The following is a 22,090-nucleotide window of genomic DNA, read 5'->3' as shown; positions in this document are numbered from 1 at the left end:
TCGGGGTGGTGAAAAATTACAGTTCCACAATACCCGATTGACGGAGACTTCCTACATAGTTTCAAACTGCTCTAATCTCGCGATCTTTCTCACAAGAAGGCTGATGATTTGCCAATCCATTTAACGACCCTCAATCGACGGCGATTCCTTCAAGCGGCTGGAGCGAGTATTCTGCTGTATGGAAGCCAAGTCCCGGCTTCAGAGGCGGACGCTGTCGAGACCGACCTGGTTTATCTGCTGAACGATACTCACATTGGTGAAAAGCATCCGGGAAATTCAGCGGTCCCAACTCATTTGCGACAGGTTGTTACCGAACTGGTGAATCGACCGATGAAGCCAGCATGTGTCGTTATCAATGGTGACCTTGCTCTGAAAGATGGTCAGCCGGGGGACTATCGGCATTTTGGAAAGCTGATTGCTCCACTTCAGAAAGCTGGCGTCGAGACTCATCTCACTCTCGGCAACCACGATCACCGCGATGTGTTTTATGAGATACTCAAAGAGCAGCGACCGGAAAAGCCCCCTGTCAAGTCGCGACATATCGCCGTTGTTGAAACGCAGCATGCCAACTTCTTTTTGCTTGACTCATTGCAAAAAACGATGGTGACTCAGGGGACAATCGGGACTCAGCAATTGGAATGGCTCGCATCGGCACTCGACCAGATGCAAGCGAAGCCAGCGATTATCGTGGCTCATCATAATCCACGTCTGGGTGGTGATCCGTTGCACTTTCCAGGCGGACTAATTGACTCGCAGGAACTGTGGAATGTCATTGGGCAGCGAAAATGGGTCAAGGCCTACATCCACGGACACATCCATGATCGCACCTATGCCGAACATCAAGGCATCCACATTCTGAATACTCCGGCCACGTCGTATGTCGCCGATCCGAAGAAATCGACAACTGGCTGGACAACCGCGAAGCTGACTCCCAACGGGGGCACACTGACCACATACACCACCGATGTCCAGCATCCATGGAATGGTGAAACGAAAACGCTGACTTGGCGGTCGGCGTAAGAAGGAATCATGAAAACATGAAACAGTTATTGAAGTCCGTATTGTTGGCAGCAGTAGCGATTTTGACCGTCTCAGAAAGTTACTCAGCAGAACCAACTCAGCTGCGAGTTCTCAGCTACAATATCCACCATGCTGAAGGCGTCGATCGTAAGCTGGATGTCGAGCGTATCGCGCGTATTATCCTCTCCGTCAAGCCGGACGTGGTGGCGTTGCAGGAGGTCGATCGAAAAGTGAAGCGAACTGGAAGTGTTGATCAGCCTGCTGAACTGGCTCGGTTGACGGAAATGAATATTGTGTTCGGCGCCAATATCGAACTGCAAGGGGGCCATTACGGCAACGCCGTCCTTTCGCGGTTTCCAATCACTCGACACAAAAATCATCTCCTGCCCAATATCGACGGTAGCGAGCAACGCGGAGTTATCGAAGCCGAAATGAGACTGCCGAATTCCGATCAGACGCTGCTGCTACTCGCCACACATCTGGACTTTCGGCCCGATCAACGCGAACGCCTCGCCTCAGCGAAATTCATCAATGAACTGATTGCAGACCATCCGCAACATCCGGCATTGTTGGCGGGTGATCTGAACGCTACGCCCGACAGCGAAACGCTTCAGCTGCTCGGGACGAAATGGATTCGAACGAATGAAGTGCCTATGGCCACTGTGCCAGTCGATCAGCCGAGGAGGCAAATCGACTTCATTCTGCACCGTCCCGCAAATCGCTGGAAAGTTGTTGAAGTCAAAGTGCTGGATGAGGCCATCGCCTCAGACCATCGTGCGATCTTCGCCGTTTTGGAACTTCAGTCAGGCGGTCAATAAGCTTCACAGAATGCCAGGCAGCCTCCATCTGATTCTTTTCTACGCTTTGCCGGGCCATGCTTCCCACCAGTTCAAAAAGAGTCTGTACTGGACTTCTGCATACTTTTTCTGGCTGGCGGAGAGAGCATCTGTTTCGTTGAAGTGCTGCTCGTATTCAGGCTCTCCATTTAATACGAGAAGATACTTGTAGTACAGCACCAGGTCCGGGCCTTCATCGAATGTTGAGAGGACTCGAAGTGCCTCTTCCAGTTCTTGTGCATAAATCCGAGCCAGTGCATCGCCGGCGGCGGCTTGCTCGCAGAGCTGAACATACCGAAGAACTTCGCGGGGAAGACAGTTTCCGATCCCGGTGATTGCTCCCACGGCTCCGCAGCGAACGAATCCATGAAAAACTTGCGTGTCCACACCGGCCATCAATAGGACATTCTCATCCTGGTGCGTGATGTGCTCCGCTGCGTAGCTGAGCGAGGCTTCGCCGCCAAATTCCTTGAATCCGACCAGATTCGGAAATTCCGAACGCAAATCGAAAAACAGGTCAGCTTTGGTTTCGTATCCATAATACGGACTGTTGTAGATCACGGCTGGCAAATCAGGAGCAGCACTCAGGACTCGGGCGAAGTGGTGTCGCTGGGCAATTTGTGATGTCCCACGCGAAAGCACTCGCGGAATGACCATCAGGCCGTGAGCCCCAACTTTTTGAGCATGTGCTGCGTGGGCAGCTGCGAGTGCCGGATTCTGTGCCCCGGTTCCCACGATCACAGGAACTCCCGCTTCAACTAATTGCTGCACTCCTTGCTGCCGTTGCTCATCTGTCAGCTGCGGCCAGTCTCCCATTGATCCGCAATAGACGACCGCATTCATTCCGAGGTCAATCAGTTCTTTTCCCTTTGTGACGAGGGCTGCGAAGTTCGGGGTCCGGTCTGAATTACAGGGAGTCATCAAAGCGGGAATACAGCCGCGAAAAATGCTTGAGTCCATGAGTGGATGGCTTTCGGGTTATTCGAAGAGAAAACAAGTTTCCAAACGTTACTGCGACGTCCATACCGGATCGCCGAGAACATCGAGCTTCGGTTGAATGCCAAGCCCCGGTTCTAATGAAGCGGACATGCGCCCGTCGACTCGCTGTGGAGCTCCATCGGCAATTGAAGTCGTGACGTAGCTATTGAAATCGGTTGACGTGAACTGAAACTCAGGCGGAGTCCCTTGAGCCAGGTGAGCGATTGCCGCGGTGACGATATCACCACCCCAGCTGTCCTCCAGAGTCATCGCAATTCCGAGCGAAACACACAAATCGCGTGCCTGCTTTGCTCGTGTCAGTCCGCCAAACTTGCTGATTTTAATGTTCACCACATCCATCGCTAAGTCGTTCGCGCCTTGAATGATGGCATCGATGGAGTCGATCACTTCATCGAGAATGAATGGCAGTGTCGTGTTGCGTCGGATGCTCAAACAGTCTTTGTAACTCGCGCAAGGTTGTTCGATGTAAACGTCGACATCTTTGACCGCGTTCACGACTCGCATCGCTTCATGCTTCAGCCAACCGGTATTGGCATCGGCAATCAACTTGTCTCCCGGTTCCAGAATGTCGCGAACTGCTCGAATTCGTTCGATGTCGTCGTTGGGATTTCCACCGACTTTGAGTTGGAAACGTCGATATCCTTCGCTGCGATAGCTCGCAACATTTTGAGCCATCTCTTCAGCTGGTCTCTGTGAGATTGCTCGATACAAAGTGACGTCTTCGGCGAAGCGACCACCAAGCAACTCGCACACCGGCATTCCCGCAGACTGCCCGAGAATGTCCCAGCAGGCGATATCGATTGCCGATTTCACATACGGATGCCCTTTAAGGAGCCGATCCATTTTGTTGTTCAAAACGAGCAACTGCCGCGGATCATCACCAATGAGCGCCGGTGCTAACTCGCTGATTCCGGTCCGCGCACCACGTGCATAGGCTGGGAGATAGACAGGCCCCAGCGGGCAAACTTCGCCGAATCCGGTGATACCGGCGTCGGTTTCGATTCGAACGACTGTCGAATCGAAAACATCGACGCTTTTTCCCTCGGACCAGCTGTAGTTTCCTTCGTGCAGTGGTAGGTCAACCTGGTAAGTACTGATCCTTGTGATCTTCACAATCGCCCCTTTATCTCACCAGAATGTTCTCAGAGAACGGTCACATCAATAATCTTGAACAACCACAGCAGAGCTGTCAGCTTAGAGACCGTAAACGGCTCCAAATTTTCCGCGAAGGTGTTTCAAGAGCGGTTCCGCAGTGAGTGGTTTGCCGGTCACGACTTCGACAAGTTGTGGAGCATCGTAACGTCGACCATGAATGTGGATGTTTTTGTTCAACCATTCTTTGAGCGGCATGAATTCCCCTTTTGCGAACATGGCGTTCAAGTCGCCCAGGTCGTCTTGAGCTTTTTCGAAGAATTGAGAGGCATACATGTTCCCCAGCGAATAGGTTGGGAAGTAACCGATCAAACCGGCACTCCAGTGGACATCCTGCAGACAGCCAATGGAATCATCTGAAGGTGTCATCCCAAAGAATTCGGTGAAGGTTTCATTCCAGACAGTCGGAACATCAGCTGCGTTGAGGTCACCACAAAGTAGTGCCTGTTCGAGTTGGAAACGCAACATGATATGCAGGTTGTAAGTCACTTCGTCTGCTTCAACGCGAATCCAGCTGGGACGAACATCGTTGACCGCAGAGTAGAAATCGTCGATGTGAACATCTCCGATCGCATCAGGAAATGCCTGCTGAGCTTTGCTATAGAAGTGGTCCCAGAACGCTCGGCTGCGACCAACGAGATTTTCCCACATTCTTGACTGAGATTCATGGATTCCCAGCGAGCAGGCTTCTCCTGTTGCCAACCCGAAATCGTCATCGTTCAAACCTTGCTCATAGATTCCGTGACCTGCTTCGTGCAATGTTCCGAAGAAAGCGCCGGGGAAATGATGCTCATCATAACGCGTCGTCAGTCGGCAATCTCCGGGGCCGAATCCTGAACAGAATGGGTGTGCAGCGACATCGAGGCGACCTGCTTGAAAGTCAAACCCGATAGCGGTAGCGGCTTCAATCGAAAACGCTTTTTGTGTCTCTACAGGATACTTGCGTTCCAGAATCGAAATGTCTGGTTTCTTGTCCGATTCTTTGATGGCAGAGACAAGTTCCACAAGAGCTTCGCGAAGTGGAGCAAACACCGACTGAATTTGTGCTGCGGTTGCGCCCGGTTCGTAATCTTCGATCAAAGCGTCGTACTTGACACCGGTTTCGCTACCAAGTGCGTCGGCTTCTTCACGCTTTAGTGTGATGATCTTCTCAAGCCAGGGTTGAAAAAGAGTGAAATCTTTTTTCTGACGAGATTCGACCCAGGCGTGCTGAGAAAGTGTTGTGGTCCGAGAGAGTTCTTCAACCAGTTTCTTCGGGAGTTTGACTGACCGATCATACGCGCGTTTTGCATTGCGAACATTCGCGTAGGCAACGGACTGTTCACCGCCGACACTGTTTGGATCTGCGAGTTGTTCAAGAAGCTCGCCGATCACAGGATCGGTCGCACGGTCATGAGACAAACCAGCCAAGAGCGCCAGCTGATTCGCTCGATGTTCAGCTCCTTTGGGGGGAAGATTTGTTTGTTCATCCCATCCGAGGACACTCGCACATGAGCGAAGAAGCCCGAGGCCCTTTAAGTGTTCGACAAGTTTTGTGTACGCTTTGGCTTGATCGCTCATCCCTGACAACTCCTGGGGTCGACTGGTCTAGATGCTCAAACAAAACTTGAAGACGTGGTCGTCATCTTAATGAACGACTGCGGATTCAGGAGTTTTGTTGACGGTTATAGGACTCATCCAGAAACTTCAAATCGGCCTCTCAACTGCTGAGACCACCGACTCAGGCTTTCATTTCCGGACAGGTTACGAAAATAGTGGGTAGTTTAGGGGACTCAAGAAAAACTTGCGACCAGTAAAAGGTTGTTGAATTTGCGAAAATTTCTGTTGATTCTGTGGGCGTCACCGACTTCAGTCGTTGCCCTGTTAATTGGGCTGATCGGACTCCCTTTTGGAACACATGTTCACCGGAAAGATGGGACGTTGGAATTCCACGGGGGGCTCGTGGAGTGGCTGCTCTCTCGTACACCGGTCGATGCCGCAGCCATGACTCTGGGACACGTCATCTGGGGTCGATCTCAGGCAACACTCGATTTTTGTCGTGAACATGAGCTTGTTCATGTGCGTCAGTATGAACGGTGGGGACCTTTGTTTTTGCCAATGTATTTAATTTTTTCGGTGACAATGTGGTTCCGGGGCAAACATCCCTATTATGACAACCCGTTCGAGCGAGAGGCGTTCGGAGAGAATAATCCGCACGATCACGCGTCTCAGAAAGAACCTTGAGAACGTCCTGCAAGTTGATGGTCAGCGAAGAAAATTCCCTGAAATTCACGACAGCTGTCGACTGGTTGAGATCCGCGGAACGAATCGTGGTCTTCACCGGAGCCGGAATTAGTACGGCCAGCGGGATTGCGACATTTCGTGATGATGGAGGATTCTGGACCCGCTTTCCTCCTGAAGACTTCGCGAATTGGAAAGGCTTGCTGCAAACTGCAATCCTCCAACCTAAAAGAATGGCTGAGTTTCTGGTCGCTGTTCTGGAACCGATCGCAACTGCGAGTCCAAACGACGCACACCGGGCGATCGCAAAGCTGGAACGCTTCAAGCCGGTAGATGTCATCACACAAAACATCGATCGACTGCATCAAGATGCCGGAAGCCGAAAGGTTTCCGAAATTCACGGGAACCTCTTCGAGGTCGTGTCGTATCCTCGGCAAGAGGAATGTCGCGAGTTGACAAAAATGGACCTGCTTGAACTTGTCCGGAACATCAAAGCTACGCAATCCGAAATATGGGCTGGGCCGAAGTTGCTAAAAGCGATCTCACCGTTAATGGGCGCTTCACTTCAGGGGACTCACCGGCCGAATCTGGTCCTCTTTGGCGATCAACTTGCTGAGCCGGATTGGGGCAACGCTCAAGATTCGGTGCAGCGTTGCGATCTGTTCATTTCAGTGGGAACTTCTCAATCCGGCTACCCGGCTGCGGAATTGCCAGTTCGAGCCAAAGAAGCAGGTTCCAGGTGCATCGTAATCGATCCCGAAGTCGGCGGTGTTGGCGATCTCTGGTTTGCGGCTCCTGCAGAGCAAGTGCTTCCGCAGCTAGTTTCGTCTGCTTTTCCAGAGCTTACAGAAGAGCAGGGTGATCATGAGTGAGACTCACAATTATCTGGCGATTCACCCCGGACATACGCGCGTGAAGCTCGGTCTGTTTGAACTTGGTACAGACGATCCATTTCCTCGTTGTGTGAGTTCGCTATTTGTCGAGAATAACGAAAATCTCCCTTGGAGTGAGCTCGACAATCAGGTTCCAGCCCCTCCGGCATGTCGATCAATTTTGACAGGATCGAATCAATTCCTGGCGACTCAGATCCTCAACAACTGGCAATCAAGTTTTCCGGCTCCGCTCACATTGTCTGAAAACTCCGCAATTCCAATTCGTTCACTGGTGGATGTTCCAGAGAAAGTAGGGGCTGACCGATTATTGAATGCCGTTGCAGTGAACGGTTTACGAAAACCTGGTCATGCTGCGGTGATCGTCGATTCTGGAACCGCGATCACTGTCGACGTTGTGAATCCAGCCGGAGAATTTTTGGGAGGCGCGATATTGCCCGGCGTTCTCATGGGAGCCCGCGCGATGAGCGAATTCACGACGACACTTCCTTTGATCGACGGGAAAGAGTTTCTGGAGCATGTCCCAGACGCGCTCGGACGGAATACCGAAGCTGCGATGGCAAGTGGGCTCTATTGGGGGCATTTAGGGGCAGTCAAAGAATTGGTGGCACGAATTTCGGAGCAGTTTGAGGTCCCCTCTCAGCTTTACATCACTGGTGGAGCTCTTCCGATTCTTGAACCGTATTTCCCCAACGCGATTTGTGAGAAGAACTTGTCGTTGATTGGGAGCGTCCTGACTGCCAGATCAATTCTGGATGGCGAATGAACATTACATTAAAACGAACAACTGTTGAACTTTTAACCCCTCGTGGACGCGGAGCGGTCGCGTCGATTCGAGTCTGTGGAGATGTTGGAAGAATTGACAAGTTTTTCTCCGCAGCCAATCGAAAATCGATGCAACAACAACCGATCGATGCCATCCGATACGGTCTTTGGGGCGACACCAACTGCGAGGATCTTGTTTGTGTGAGAACGGACGATTCGACTGTTGAAATTCATTGCCACGGTGGGGCGGCAGCGATCGAGCGAATCATGAAGGATTTAATCTCGTCGGGGGTCGAGCAGAAACTACGTGAGCGAACAGGTGAGGAAAACTCGGCAGGCCGACTTGAGTCGGGCGAGATTACCTTTGCCGAAGAGTTCCAGCTTTGCTTACAACAGGTAACAACTCTGAAAGCAGCCCATGAGATTTTGCGGCAATCGAGCCTCTTTCCCAACTCATTTGAAGAGATCCAGGCAACAGATGATCCGCAGCTTCGCCGGACTTCCGTTGAAGCGATGCTGCGTTGGGCAGAATTTGGGCAACATTTAATTCAGCCATGGAAAGTCGTCCTGTGTGGCCCACCGAATGTCGGAAAGTCGAGCTTGATAAACTCGCTGGTCGGTTTTTCCCGCTCCGTGGTCTTTGATCAACCGGGAACGACACGAGACGTGGTAACGGTTCAAACAGCTCTGAAAGGCTGGCCGATCGAATTTTCTGACACTGCCGGGCTTCGCCAAACCGATGAAGAGATCGAATCTGCCGGAATCGCGAAGGCGAGAGCGACAATCGATGCTGCTGACTTGCTGCTGATCATTGTCGATGCTCAAAGTGGTGTTCTAGATTTCGAAAAAGAATTGGCCGCCAAAAATCAGAGGTCACTGATCGCCTTCAACAAGATCGACCTGGTGAATGACGACTTCTCCAGAGCTGGGAACATTTGTGTTTCTGCAACAACTGAGCAGGGAATCGAGGAGCTGGCAATGAAAATCGTTTCGCTGCTCATCCCAGCCTCACCACCTAAAACTCAAGCTTACCCCGTGACACCACGGCAAGTCTCAATGCTGCAGAACATGTTGAAGGAAGAGACTCAGTAGCAGCCCAAGAAATCAGCAAGCCGGTAATCGCGTTTGACTATTGAACCATTCTGCACGCGGACCAGAAGCGTTGCGGAATCCATCACCCATGTCTGTGTCTGGAGTTTGCGTCCCGTGTATGTGGTGATTTCGCGACATGAGACGTTCTTCTTTTGCATCATTCAGAGTCAAGGTTGCGTCTCTCACTTCGTTGAGGGCGGCAGGCTGAATGAGCCATAACATCCAGAAGCCTGTCGTAAGTGCTTTCTGGTAGATTGCTTACAGCATTCGCCTCAAAACGTATGGATGTCGCCCTCCATGTTTTTCAAATCAATCGACTTGTTGGAATTACAGTTGCTTTTCTTAGCTAAGAGGTCAACGAGTGCTCACATTGGGGCACAAGCAGAAAAAACAAATCTCAGAAAGATTAGTTATGACGACTTTGTGTAGAGCTTCAGGGAGGAATAACTCATGCATTTAAGAAGTGTTGCCGAGGCTGCTGCTGTTATGACCTGGTCCGCATCGATTCAAGCCGATGAATTGAGTCGCGAACAATCTCTGGCGGCAGTTGAATACTGGAAAGAGACGAGCTTTCTTTTTCAACGCTGGAGCCGTGCACTTCGCGAGAACCACATCGGCGCGGGCTCTCCGGAACAATTGACGATCCTCCTCGAAGAAATTCTCACCTCTGAACTTCTGACACGTTCGACGGCTGCCAGAATTTTTTCGTTTAAACGGCAAAGGCAGATTGAAGACTTCTGTCAAGTGGCTGAGAAGTCCATTGAGGAGCATGTGAAGCTTCGAAACCGTGCATTTGATCTTCATCAAAGTGTCTCGGTAGAGACTTCGAAACTTTTGAAGTGCGAACGACTCTTCCGCAAAGTTCAACGTTGGTCGGACTTTCTGGTAAGTTATCATCTCGTCGCATCAGAGATGCCACTTAAGGCAGCATTCGACAGTGATCTCTGCCTGGAGTTCTGTGATGATCGGTCAAACCGGGAATGTTCAGAGAGTGCGATGGTCGCTCGTCAGCTGGAGTTGGTCGCACTGGTTCGATCATTTCCGAACCGGGAAATCGCTCACCATGTCGATGCAGAAGCTCACCGATCTCGGTGCGATCGAGCGATCTTCTTGAGCGGTAAACCCTCTGCGCACAATTCAGGCTTGCTATTCTCGCGAACAAGGCGAAGAATACTTTCTGGCGAAGGATTCTTGTTGAATGCTCCGCTTGGAATTAAGACAGACTAGCAACTCAAAACTGCCGCTTGAGAAAGTTTTTTGAAGCTTTCTTTGAAAGAGGCTGGCAGCGGTCTAGACGTCCTTCAAATCGACCGATAAAAAAGACCTAGAGTCTTGCATCTGTCTTTGGCGTCATTGATGACGGGATTCAATGTCGTGTTCACTCTTTTTTGGGAGTTGGGGCACCTGTGTCCGAGCAACCTGAAGTTCTTGTTCTTGGCGGAGATGATTCATCTTCCACTTTCGTTCTCGACGAATTGAAAGAACGATGCCGTCTCGTTGAGGCCTCCTCACTTGCTGACTTCATCGAGAGAATCAACAGCGAACAGCCTCCAGACTACTGCCTGCTGAAGTCTCCTGTGGAAGGTTTAATGCAAATCAATGATTCGCTGAGTCTGCTTTCTCAAATCCCAGATGCGATTCTGCAAATTGATCAGAACGAACGCGTCCTGTGGGCGAACCGGTCAGCCGAGAAGCTTCTGAATTTGAAGCTCGACGGTGAAATGCCGAAGCTGTTCGATCTTTGGGAAGGGGCACAAATCGTCGGGCCGGATTTCTCTCCCGTGAATTCGGTTCTGTCAAATGGCAAACAGGCTAAGACAACTGTCAAAATCGATGACAAGACGTACTTCGAGTTTCTCGTGAGTCCGTTACCCGGTAGCTCTCCGGATGGCTCTAAACTCCTCTTGGCGATTCTCCGAGACACCTCCGATGAAGTCCTTCAGCAGCAGAAACTGGACGCCGTTCACAAAGCCGGGACTGACCTGGGTGATCTGGAGCGTGAAGAACTTCTCGAACTGACGGAATACGAACGAATTGAGCTGCTCAAATCGAAGCTCATTCACTACACGCAGGAACTGTTAGAGTTCGATACGGTCGAAGTTCGTGTCATCGATCAAAATACACAAGAGTTGACTCCACTGATCAACTTTGGAATGGACCCTACCGCTGCTGCTCGCGAACTCAGGGCACAGCCGCACGGAAACGGAGTCACCGGTTTTGTTGCAGCCACGGGAAGAAGCTATCTTTGCGAGGACACCAGTAACGATCCGCTTTATATCGAGGGAGTCGTTGGAGCGAAAAGTTCTCTCACTGTCCCACTCGTCAGGCGTGATCTTGTGTTGGGGACATTTAATGTCGAAAGTCCAAATGTCGGTGCCTTCTCTGCAAACGACCTGAAATTCGTTGAGTTGTTTTGCCGCGAGGTGGCGACCGCATTGAATTACCTCGACCTGTTGTCCGTCGAACAGATGCATTCCGTAGAGAAAAACACTCAGAAAGTGCTCTGTGAAGTCGCTGCACCCGTTGACGACATTCTGAACGACACATCCTGGATCTACGAACGCTTCCGTGGTGAGGACTCAGAACTCTGTCACCGAATTAAGCATATTCTAAAACGCACTCAAGACATTCGAGACCTGATTCGGCAAACAGGCAAGCCAACCGGCCCCAATTTCGCAGGAGCGTTCTTGAAGTCGCGGAGCCATCCGTTACTCGCTGACAAACGAGTATTGGTCGTTGATACTGATCCCGAAATTCGTAAGAGTGCCCATGTCATCCTTGAGCAGAATGATATGACTGTCGATGCAGTCCGGTCTGCGGATGAAGCACTCCGCATGGTCCGTACTTTCACATATCATGCCGTCATCGCTGACAAAAGACCGCCAGACATGAAAGGTTCGGACCTGTTCCGATCCATTCGGGAAATCCACGAGCATCTCCCGATCATGCTGATGACCGGATTCGACTACGACGGCGAACACACGCTCATTAAGTGCCGCGAAATGGGTATGAAAGAAACGATCTACAAGCCTTTTATCATCGACAAATTCCTCAAAGCGATTGAGAATGCTGTCACAACTCATCTCCCAGAACGTGTATGACCTCTGACATTTCTGATCATCGCCAGCGATACTGCTGAGATCAACTCGAGTGCCTGCTCTATACGGTGTGCTTGTTGCCGTTGACTGAAATGGCGATGATTCAGCAGGACTGTGATAGCCTTTTCGAATGGGTGTTGGGATCGGACTCGTGTCGAACAGACTATGTAGTCATGTGTGAAGTCATGAATGTGACATTCACGAGCACAACAAGCATTGAAAATGATTTACAACTGAACATTTGATTCTCGTATCTGATTTGATTATGCACTTTCTCGCTTGCGACGTTGCGTCCCGAAATCTCGAACTTCCGGCATCTCAGTCCGGTTCGGCTGACCTTGTTCTTGGAAAGCCTCAGGCTCAAGAATTTTTTGACGCAAACAGTTCCCGCATCAAAAAAGATTTTGTTTCGTCGAACAAACAGTTGACTTTGTTCCCGCTCGGGGACTGGGGAAATACGATCTGGAGCAATTTCCCTTCGCAACTGGCAATGCTGGTCGACAATCCACTTGAGAGTTCTCTAATTGCTGCACCTGCGAACAGGTTCCAAAATGAAGCAGGTCCGAATCTCTGGCAATGGATGGTTGAACACTCGGACGAATTCAGAGTAGCAGCGAACGAGATCAAGTCTTCATCAATCAAAGACCAGTTTCCGGATCTCGTGCCAGCAGATTCATCGATGCCGGGTTGGCTGCGATCTGCTTGTGAGAACTTGAATCTTAAGGGGGCAAATTCCGGCCCGGACTCGATTGCCATCAAGGCAGGCCTGTTTCAGATTCATGGGGACTTGGAAACAAGTCACGAGTACGCCCAGGACTGCCAGGGAAAAGGTCGATACGCTGCGGGGGATTACTGGCATGGGATCATGCACCGACGTGAACCGGACTACGGCAACTCCAAGTATTGGTTCCGACGTGTTGGCGAGCACCCCATATTCGATGACCTTTCAACTCAGGCATCCACAATCCTGAAGGCTTGTGCTTCGCCCCTCGCTCACCAGTGGTCCGACCGACTCACAACAAATGGGACAGGCCATAGCTGGGACCCGATGGCGTTTGTCGATCTCTGTGAAACATGTTCAACCACGCAAGACAGACAACTCATCGAAGCGGTCAGGCAAATCCAGTGGGCTGAGATGATGTTGCTTCTCGTCCAAACATACCGCGACGCTCAGTAACAGGCATTTACATCAACCATTCCACTGAATTGCGAAAGTGGCTTCTCAATTTTTGGGCAGCTTGCAGCTAGAGCAGTTTGCTCTACCGTTTGCTCGTGAAGAGCGCATTTCTCCAGTAAAAATGCTGTTCACCACGAGGCAGAACCTGCAAACCAATTCGAAAGATGCTCTATTGCCTATTACAGAACTTTCTCTCAAGCATCTTCACGATTGACCAGCAGTAATATCGCCACATCATTGGCAGTCATTGAATTCCCGGTGACTCACCGGGAGCTAAACTGAAGACTGAAGATTTCAATGAAAGATGCGATAGGAAGACGTCTCTTGCCAAAGCCAGTTTCCAGCGGTGATTGATCAAAGGCGAATTGGCGAGTCACCAGATGAGCGACGGCACCGCGACTGCTCTGTTCACGCTGAGTTGCTACAAATCTTGGATTCTCTGTACTAAGATGTGATTTCTCTCAAAGATTGACTGGAACCACTCTTTAACGGAACGGTTTGCTGTGAAGAATTGTTTTCTGCTTCTCGCCGCTTTTGTTTCTTTCCATGCCCACTCAATGATGGCGATGGCTGCCAATCAGCCAAACATCGTCTTTATCTTCACTGACGATCATGCTCCGCATGCGATTGGGGCATATGAAGGCTGGTTGAAGGAGATCAATCCGACTCCGAACATCGACAAACTTGCCTCGCAAGGAATGTTGTTTCAGAACAGCTTCTGCACCAATTCCATTTGTGGACCAAGCCGAGCGGTGATTCAAACGGGCAAGCACAGCCACATCAATGGGTTCATGACGAACAAAGACAAGTTTGACGGCGATCAGCAAACGTTTCCAAAGATTTTGCAGAAGGCAAATTATCAGACAGCCATGATCGGAAAATGGCACTTGGGAACTGATCCGCAAGGCTTTGACTTCTGGAAAGTTTTGCCGGGACAGGGAGCCTACTACAACCCAGTTTTTAAATCGGCCCAGGGACGAGAGGTCATCGAAGGATACTGCACGGATCTCGTCACTGACATGGCATTGGAGTGGCTGAAGAAAGGACGTGATCAAAGCAAACCATTCATGCTGATGTGTCAGCATAAGGCTCCTCACAGAACGTGGATGCCGCCGATACGATACCTGACGCTGTACGATGATGTCGAGATCCCTGAACCGGCGACACTCTTCGACAACTGGGAAGATAATGCGAGCCCAGCCCGATATCAGGAAATGGAAATCGATGGGCATTTGAATCTCGTCTTCGATTGTTTCGGGCCGCCACTCCATGGTTGGGATCCGGAGAGTGGAAAATCAGTTGACCGTTCGGGGGCGCGGAATTTGGAGAAGTTTACTCCCGATCAATTGAAAGCCTGGAATGCTGCCTTCGAGCCGAAAAACAATGAACTCAAGAAGCTGAATCTCAAGGGCAAAGATCTCGTGAGATGGAAATATCACCGCTACATCCGAAACTACCTGCGTTGTGTTCGCGGCGTCGACGACAGTGTTGGCCAACTGATGGCATATCTCGACGAAGCAGGATTGGCGGACAATACGATTGTCATCTACTCATCTGATCAGGGGTTCTATCTTGGAGACCATGGTTGGTACGACAAACGCTGGATGTACGAAGAGTCAATGAAAATGCCATTTATCTGCAAATGGCCCGGAGTCACTCAGCCTGGAAGTATCAATAAAGACTTAATCCAGAATATTGACTACGCAGAAACATTTCTCGAAATCGCTGGCGCTGAAATACCGGATGATATGCAAGGCCGTTCAATCGTTCCTTTACTCAAAGGGGAAACCCTCAAGGACTGGCGAAAGTCGATTTACTATCACTACTACGAATACCCCAGTGTTCACATGGTCGCCAAACACAATGGAGTGCGAACCGATCGATACAAATTGATTCACTTTTATCAGTTTGGAGAGTGGGAGTTTTATGACCTCGAAAAAGACCCGGACGAGCTTCAAAACGAGTACAGCAACCCTCAATACGCCAAAGAAATCGCTCAGCTAAAAGAAGAACTCGCAAGGCTGGAAAAACAAACCAACGACCAGACCGACCGAAGCGAGATGCCTGACGACTGGAAACAGAAGTTTCGCCCAGCTTCTAACCGGTAGAGCAGGTTGCTCTACCGTTTGCCCGTGAAGAACGCAATTCTCGAGAACCGGTCCGGAAACTTGTGGAATGCACACTCTCCTTAGGGTTTGAGAGTGCCAACTCAGGTTTCAGGATCAGTTTTAGTAAAAATGCTATTCGCCACGAGCCTGATCCTGCAAACCACTTCGAAAGATGCTCTAAACCGACTTCCAACCGGTCCCCAGTTATTACACTTACTTTAAGACTGGAGTTGGATTGGGTGGCGAAGGCAAACTGCGCAAAGAGTGGGGCAGGGTCTCTGCACTACGATTCAATGTCAGTTCGCCGGGCACTTTCATCTTCCGACGCAGTAATACGTGCGTGAGTAATACGTGCGTGAATGTTCGCAAGTCCCTGCTGCTACGAATATTATCGATCAGTTTGGGGATCAGTTTGGGGAAATGGTCTCCGCGATGGATCTCGCGGAGAGACGCTCTCTCATTGACGAAGTCCGTTCCTCACGGGCATCGCTCGTCAAGAAAAACTCGAGTGAGTCAGATGAGCTTGTGATCTCAAATGCGCACTTCCTGCCGATGCACTTCTCGCAAAGTGGCAGCTTTCGTCTTTTCAGGGCTGAAACTTCAAATCAATCTGCCCAAAATCAAAAACATTTTCTACTTTCGAGGTCCCTCCTGAACAAGGACGGTCTGATGGCAGTCTGCAATCAGATCGAAGTTCAACACATTCGTACGGATTCATTTGAATCAATATGAGACACATCGAAGCTCATTTCAGAGTTCACGATGCACCGAAGGGAATGACCCATGAATACCGGAACCCTGACCACGATGGATTCCTCCTCCGCTCTCGAAAATCGAACCCGTCCCCAATCACAACGGGTCTGGATCACTTATCGATTTAGCTTGATCATTTGCGGTTTGCTCTGGTTGTTCCTTTCGTCGACCCTTTGCGGTTGCGGATCGATGAACGGTTACGTGATGAACCGTTCCGGTCGCAAGTATTACGACAAAGGCAACTACGAATACGCTCGGTATGAATTTGAGCGTGCCTTAATGGATGACCCACACAATGCGAACTACGCCTTCAATGTTGCACGGACTATGGAACATGAAGGTGAATACGAAAATGCTGAGTTGATGTATCAACACGCATTGACTCTCGACCCCGATCACCTCCCTTCCTATCACGCACTCGCTTCGATGTTACGTGAGCAGGGACGGACCGCTGAATCGAGAGAGTTGCTGACTGCCTGGGCGGAGACACAACCGTACAGTGCAGGAGCACAAATGGCTGCGGGCGACATGTATCGTCAAGAAGGAAACATGTCTGCCGCCCAAAATTACTATCAGCAGGCCTCTAGAAATGTTCCGCAAGGACGTTCAAGACTACAAGGCCAGATGATATCGCAACGACATTACGGCCCATCTGGTCCACAATATGCAACTGGTCAGGGATATCCACGAATGGCATCGCCACGGTATCCGTACCATACGCCACCTTCGCTGCAAATGGCGGAGACAATGCCGATGAACGATTTCACGATGATGGGTGGTCCGGTCGTCTCGAACCAATCGATGACGTCAACTCCGGTACATTTTCAGTCACCGATGATGCACGAACAACCGATGATGGAACAGCAGATCATCAACCCGCCCACGCAATCTCCAGGTCTGCTGGTACCAACTCCACAACAGTATAATCCGACACCGATGTTGAACTCAGGCGAACCACAACTGTTACCAGAAACCCCAGGTTCAAACGGTCCGCAGGCGTATTACCCTCAGCAAGTTGTCTCACAGCATTCTCATCAATACCCGGAAATGACCGGTGAATACCCCGTCCAGTCAATGCCTGCCACGGGGCAGTTCACTCATCAAGTGATGATGCCAACTCAAGCGGCACCGACAAACACCGCTCAGCAACCTCCGATCTTCCAGGCTCCTCAAAACATGTCGGCTGCTCCATTTCAGAATATCTCGACGCAAACCTCAAGTAACGTGATGCCTGCCGTTCAGGCCTTTTGATTCACACAATGAGTACATCCTTGTCACGCTGTCAGTGAATTTTTCTCTGGCAGCGTTTTTTCGTTTTCAGAGTGGTTCGTTCATCTTCATCGAAGTCTGTCGGTCCATTGAAGTTGAAAATGAAGAACTTGAAGATTTGGCCTTCACTCTCATCTCTGAGCCATCTCTGGACCCGCACCGCCTGTATGCTAACCTAAGGCTTCCATATTTCTCAGATTCAACGGAAGTCATCATGCAACGTCGAGATTTTCTGGCTGCCACAGGTGCAGCATCAACCGCTTTTGCCTTTGGAACTGCAGCAAGCTCAGCTCAGGAGAGCCAAAAGTCGAAACCGTTTCAGCTGAAATACGCACCACACGTCAACACATTCAAGCAGTCAGCGGGCAACGACATCGTTGACCAGATAAAATTTGCAGCCGATCAAGGATTCACTGCCTGGGAAGACAATGGAATGCTGAAGCGGCCTGTCGAAGAGCAAAACCGCATTGCGAAAACCATGTCGCAACTGAACATGCAGATGGGCGTCTTCGTCGCTTATGCCAGCTTTGATGAACCGGTTTTCGCAGTCAAGAATGAAGACAAATGGAGCGAAGTGCTCGAAGCGATCAAAGTCTCAGTCGAAGTTGCTAAGCGGACCAATGTCAAATGGATGACAGTTGTGCCGGGATCGGTCGATCAACAAGGAAACTCTGAAAACTGGAACCGCTACGGCGGTCCTCGACTCGCTGAAGGTTACCAGACAGCAAACGTCATCGAACTTCTGAAACGCTGTTCAGCGATCCTCGAACCTCACGATCTTGTCATGGTTCTGGAACCGTTGAACTGGTACGCGAATCATGGAGGAACATTCCTGAGTCGTTCTGATCAGGCATATGCACTGTGCAAAGCGGTCGACAGTCCTTCCTGCAAAATTCTGTTTGATATCTATCACCAACAGATCACGGAAGGGAATTTGATCCCAAATATTGATGCCTGCTGGGACGAAATCGCCTACTTCCAATCAGGCGATAACCCCGGCCGCAAAGAACCAGGCACCGGAGAAATCAACTACCGAAACGTCTTCAAACATATTCACTCGAAAGGTTTCGAAGGCATCATCGGCATGGAACACGGAAATTCCATCAAAGGCAAAGAAGGCGAACAAGCAGTCATCCAAGCCTACCGGGACGCCGACGCCTTCTAAAACACTTCGTGTTAATGTGTCCGTGAAGAACGATCTTCGCTCGATGAAACGTCTCTTCCCACGAGACTGAACGCATCCGTTTTCAAACTGGTTTGGGAACACTTCGTGTTTTTGTGTCCGTGAAGAACGATATTCGCTCGATGAAGCGTCTCTTCCCACGAGACTGAACGCGTACATTTTAAACTGGATTGGGAACACTTCGTGTTATTGCGTCCGTGAAGAACGATCTTCGCTCGATGAAACGTCTCTTCCCACGAGACTGAACGCATACATTTTCAAACTGGTTTGGGAACACTTCGTGTTATTGTGTCCGTGAAGAACGATCTTCGCTCGACGAAGCGTCTCTTCCCACGAGACTGGACGCATCCGTTTCAAGAACGGCTGGAGAACACTTCGTGTTATTGTGTCCGTGAAGAACGATCTTCGCTCGATGAAGCGCCTCTTCCCACGAGACTGAACGCATCCGTTTTCAAATGTGCACATCGTTTTCGAAACAGTTGTGCAATCAACGTTCCACCTTCCAGCTGTCGGGCCTTTAAGCCCGACAGCTCCGGATGGAAAAGGGGCAAGCTCAGAGCCCCTTAAGTGGTCAGCTTATTTGGATTGCAGAGTGCTTTGCTCCCGGGCCGTATAGAAAATTTAGACGGGCGTGACGGTTTTTATTTTGTGAGATGCTCTTCAAACCAGGCAACCATTGCCTTTGTGGACTGAGTCAGATCGTCTCCACGAAAGCCATGCCCCGCGTTTCCGAATTCGATGAGCTTGTTGGTCACGCCAGCTCTCCCAAAAGCAGCTTGGATGTTGCGGCTGTGAAATATTGGAACAAGTTCATCTTTTACACCGGCAAGAAGCAATGTTGGGGAGTCATCAGAGGAGACGTGTAGTAATGGTGAGTTCTCTGCAGCCACTTTCTGGTCAATCTCAAGTGCTGGGAATTGAGCGTAGACAGGTAAGCGATCGGGAGCATCTTCAGCCATGACTTGCAGATCTGTTGGTGCAACGTATGCAACCACTGCTTGAACACGGTCGCTGACCTTCAGTACAGGGTCTTTCGCATTTGGATCACCTTCATCTGAAGCGGTGCCGAGCATGAGCGACAAATGACCACCGGCACTCATTCCGAAGACGCCGATGCGATCGGGGTCGATCTGGAATTTCTCTGCATTTAGACGAATAAAACGTACACTTCGCCGAACATCAGCGACAGCCTCAGCGATCGAAAACTTGGGGCTGCTCCCGTGACGGACAGCAAAGACGGTGAACCCTTTGTCCGTCAAGTCACGAAACCTCACCTGTAGACTTTCAGGTGGCGACCATTTCGAATACCACCCGCCGCTGACCATAAACAATACAGCTGCGCCGTTGGCTTCTTTTTCAGGTGTGAAGACATCGAAGGTCATCGCCAGCCCGAATTTGTGACCATACACCACATCGGGAGTAATTTTGACCTCTTCCGCGTCTGCTTCGAAGGCGGGAAGACACGACAAACTGCAGATAAGCATCATCATGAAATATCGCATAGATTTTTTCGCTTCAGATTGTGTGAGTTTTTTTGATTGGGATTCTCAGAAGGATTCTTGTTAATGCAGGTGAGTGCTATTCAGTCTTGGCGGCTTTCATTGCAGATTGATAATAGACTTTCGCTTGATCGTAGGCTTCTCTGGCTGCTTTTCGTTCGGATTCACGAATCTGTCCTTTCTTCGAATTCCAACAGACTTCGACTGCATTCGCGCACCACTGAGCACTCTTCCTGCTGGCGCGGATCGGTTGGTTCTCAACTTCGACGAAGACTGGATTTGTGTGGCACGATGGTAAAATTCGCAGAGCGACCCAACTGGACTGTTCGATCTTGGTCTTGAATTTGAGTGACTCGATATGCCCGTCAGCTTCGAGCATCACCTTCTCGACTGGATGCCCGTTGACGATCAATTCGACAGGAACCTTACGCGTCTCGCCCTCGCGGCAACGTTCGATGTGCCAGTACGGTTTTTGGTCGAGCCGACTATTGCGGATGGTTCGAGTGGTTTCGTTTTGCTCTGCCTCAAGCATGGCTGCCGCGTTGCAGGTCACGGTCACTTCGCCCGGATTTTCCAGATTCAGCTGGCTGATTTTCCCATTACTACCCGGTTCGCCCAGCGCGACATTGTTGACTTTCATGTCCATCAAATGACTGAGCCCGTCTCCGCAGTAGCTGCGACCATCTTTGACTCCAGCAATCCACGAATCGAAGGTGAGTGGTTCACCCTTGGGGAGACTGACGTATACACGCCCCAGTCCGACACGATCCCCATAGATGCATGGGAAATCGGTTTCACCACTGATGCGACTGCGGAGCCCACAATTGAGAGTGTGGTACCAGATATTGAGTTCCCATATTGCAGGAGTATCAACAGCTGAAATAAAGTGGCATACATCGTGAACGGAGGTCACGATGAACTCATTGGCACCAATTCCATCAAACGGCGGCATCGCATAATCAGGAAGCGTATCAGCTGCGCGTCCCTGTTGCCCACCGTTCCGGTTGCGGTAGTTCATGGTCGCAAGTCTTTGACCGTTACCGCCGTAGTCAGGAAGTCCAAGCCCCCATCCTGAGTGACTGTAACCCACCACTCCGCCCTGTTCTTTGCCCCATTTCAAAACCGGGAGTGTCCAACTGGGCCAGTCTTCAATCACTTTCGATCCAGGATAGTCATCTTCTGTGAGCCGCAATAAGCATAAGTGTCCCGCATGCGACGATGGAAACCCACTGACTTCCACGTCATATCTCATCAGATAATCTTTCGTGGAAAGCTCTGATGTTTCGCCTTTGAAGAACTCTTTCTGTGTGTACCAGCACGGCCCCCAACTGAGTACACAGCCGACGTTTAAATCTTCGCCAAGAATGTGACGCATCATATCCTCTGGGCCGACACCTTCGGTTGGAGAATCGTAGTGTGCACAACCAGCTGCATGAATATGATGGTCACCGGAATACCAGCCCAGAGTTGCCGGGTGAATCCAGCGAGTCAGTTGGAGTGGGACACGTTGTTGTTCTGCCTCTTCGACTTCGAATGTTGTTCTCTCGACTTCATATTCGGGGCCACGTGAAAGGGAAACGGTGTATTTCCCTGGTGGAAGATCAACTGATTCACCATCTTTGCGGTAGACCTGCTCGTGGAAGAAGAAGTCCGGCGCCAGGCGTTTCGCTGGATTCGGATAGATTCGTCCCTGTTCATCTCGAATGACTAAGGCCGCCGTCGTTGGCGAGCCGTCATGGTCTTTAATACCCAGAATCACCTTAGTTGCGGGAAGGCAGTTGAACAAAACTGGCACGGAGTTTCGGAACCCGAGATCTTGCGTCCCCTGACCGACATTGAAACCGATTTGTGCTTCTCGCTTTCCCGCGTCACGCGAGTAAAGTTGAACGATCCGGTACTCCAGTTTTAGTCCGGAGAGTCTTGGGGTGAGGGGCTGCTTTCCATACATCGTTGCATCCATGAGGAAGTTTCTGTCAAGTCGGGAGTGAGACGATTGCGGGATTTTCCAGGCATCCATCCGGCATCACTC

At 50.5% G+C, this 22,090-nt stretch carries 17 protein-coding genes; 12 read left to right on the top strand and 5 right to left on the bottom strand.

From position 1 onward, the window contains the following. Positions 1 to 108 precede the first annotated feature (108 nt). Positions 109 to 1,020: a metallophosphoesterase family protein gene (locus ACN0YR_RS24375; protein ID WP_417851820.1), complete on the top strand. Its 912-nt coding sequence runs from the start codon at positions 109 to 111 to the stop codon at positions 1,018 to 1,020. 17 nt (positions 1,021 to 1,037) lie between these two features. Next, positions 1,038 to 1,838: an endonuclease/exonuclease/phosphatase family protein gene (locus tag ACN0YR_RS24370; protein ID WP_417851819.1), complete on the top strand. Its 801-nt coding sequence runs from the start codon at positions 1,038 to 1,040 to the stop codon at positions 1,836 to 1,838. Positions 1,839 to 1,877: 39 nt separating this feature from the next. Here the strand turns inward: ACN0YR_RS24370 and ACN0YR_RS24365 are convergent, their stop codons facing one another. From ACN0YR_RS24365 to ACN0YR_RS24355, 3 genes are all read right to left on the bottom strand, one after another. Beyond that, positions 1,878 to 2,816 carry a dihydrodipicolinate synthase family protein gene (locus tag ACN0YR_RS24365; protein WP_417851818.1) on the bottom strand — a complete coding sequence of 313 codons (939 nt, stop codon included), beginning with the start codon at positions 2,814 to 2,816 and terminating at the stop codon, positions 1,878 to 1,880. Between the two features lie 48 nt (positions 2,817 to 2,864). Further along, the gene (locus ACN0YR_RS24360; protein ID WP_417851817.1) at positions 2,865 to 3,968 is read right to left on the bottom strand and encodes a cis-3-hydroxy-L-proline dehydratase; all 1,104 of its coding nucleotides are present in this window, start codon (positions 3,966 to 3,968) and stop codon (positions 2,865 to 2,867) included. An 81-nt stretch (positions 3,969 to 4,049) separates the two neighbouring features. After that, positions 4,050 to 5,567, bottom strand: coding sequence for a carboxypeptidase M32 (locus ACN0YR_RS24355; protein ID WP_417851816.1), 1,518 nt, complete (start codon positions 5,565 to 5,567; stop codon positions 4,050 to 4,052). Between the two features lie 249 nt (positions 5,568 to 5,816). Here ACN0YR_RS24355 and ACN0YR_RS24350 point away from each other — a divergent pair, with 249 nt between their 5' ends. The 10 genes from ACN0YR_RS24350 to ACN0YR_RS24305 all read left to right on the top strand — a co-directional run bounded on the left by ACN0YR_RS24350 (position 5,817) and on the right by ACN0YR_RS24305 (position 18,544). Beyond that, a complete protein-coding gene (locus ACN0YR_RS24350; protein ID WP_417851815.1) occupies positions 5,817 to 6,230 on the top strand; it encodes a hypothetical protein in 414 nt (137 codons plus the stop codon). Positions 6,231 to 6,247: 17 nt separating this feature from the next. Further along, positions 6,248 to 7,099 (top strand): SIR2 family NAD-dependent protein deacylase, encoded by an 852-nt coding sequence (locus ACN0YR_RS24345; protein WP_417851814.1) that lies wholly within the window; start codon positions 6,248 to 6,250, stop codon positions 7,097 to 7,099. Further along, positions 7,092 to 7,883: a type III pantothenate kinase gene (locus tag ACN0YR_RS24340; protein WP_417851813.1), complete on the top strand. Its 792-nt coding sequence runs from the start codon at positions 7,092 to 7,094 to the stop codon at positions 7,881 to 7,883. Before ACN0YR_RS24345 ends, ACN0YR_RS24340 begins: the two co-directional genes overlap by 8 nt. Beyond that, positions 7,880 to 8,974 (top strand): GTPase, encoded by a 1,095-nt coding sequence (locus ACN0YR_RS24335; protein WP_417851812.1) that lies wholly within the window; start codon positions 7,880 to 7,882, stop codon positions 8,972 to 8,974. Before ACN0YR_RS24340 ends, ACN0YR_RS24335 begins: the two co-directional genes overlap by 4 nt. Positions 8,975 to 9,424: 450 nt before the next feature. Next, positions 9,425 to 10,201 (top strand): hypothetical protein, encoded by a 777-nt coding sequence (locus ACN0YR_RS24330; protein ID WP_417851811.1) that lies wholly within the window; start codon positions 9,425 to 9,427, stop codon positions 10,199 to 10,201. A 179-nt stretch (positions 10,202 to 10,380) separates the two neighbouring features. Next, on the top strand, positions 10,381 to 12,075 hold the full coding sequence (locus ACN0YR_RS24325) for a response regulator (RefSeq protein ID WP_417851810.1): 1,695 nt from the start codon (positions 10,381 to 10,383) through the stop codon (positions 12,073 to 12,075). A 262-nt stretch (positions 12,076 to 12,337) separates the two neighbouring features. Continuing rightward, a complete protein-coding gene (locus tag ACN0YR_RS24320; protein ID WP_417851809.1) occupies positions 12,338 to 13,249 on the top strand; it encodes a hypothetical protein in 912 nt (303 codons plus the stop codon). Positions 13,250 to 13,752: 503 nt separating this feature from the next. After that, complete coding sequence (locus ACN0YR_RS24315) at positions 13,753 to 15,357, top strand: sulfatase (protein ID WP_417851808.1); 1,605 nt, start codon at positions 13,753 to 13,755, stop codon at positions 15,355 to 15,357. A 783-nt stretch (positions 15,358 to 16,140) separates the two neighbouring features. Beyond that, the gene (locus ACN0YR_RS24310; protein ID WP_417851807.1) at positions 16,141 to 17,361 is read left to right on the top strand and encodes a tetratricopeptide repeat protein; all 1,221 of its coding nucleotides are present in this window, start codon (positions 16,141 to 16,143) and stop codon (positions 17,359 to 17,361) included. Positions 17,362 to 17,593: 232 nt separating this feature from the next. Further along, complete coding sequence (locus tag ACN0YR_RS24305; protein ID WP_417851806.1) at positions 17,594 to 18,544, top strand: TIM barrel protein; 951 nt, start codon at positions 17,594 to 17,596, stop codon at positions 18,542 to 18,544. 659 nt (positions 18,545 to 19,203) lie between these two features. Here ACN0YR_RS24305 and ACN0YR_RS24300 read toward each other — a convergent pair. Both ACN0YR_RS24300 and ACN0YR_RS24295 read right to left on the bottom strand, forming a co-directional pair. Next, positions 19,204 to 20,052: an alpha/beta hydrolase family protein gene (locus ACN0YR_RS24300; RefSeq protein ID WP_417851805.1), complete on the bottom strand. Its 849-nt coding sequence runs from the start codon at positions 20,050 to 20,052 to the stop codon at positions 19,204 to 19,206. Between the two features lie 88 nt (positions 20,053 to 20,140). After that, positions 20,141 to 22,009, bottom strand: a complete 1,869-nt coding sequence (locus tag ACN0YR_RS24295; protein ID WP_417851804.1) for a CehA/McbA family metallohydrolase — start codon at positions 22,007 to 22,009, stop codon at positions 20,141 to 20,143. Positions 22,010 to 22,090 lie beyond the last annotated feature (81 nt).

The organism is Thalassoglobus sp. (assembly GCF_048270125.1).
Lineage (GTDB): Bacteria > Planctomycetota > Planctomycetia > Planctomycetales > Planctomycetaceae > Thalassoglobus.
Note: the sequence above shows the minus strand (reverse complement) of the source record. Positions and strands in the feature narration are given on the sequence as shown.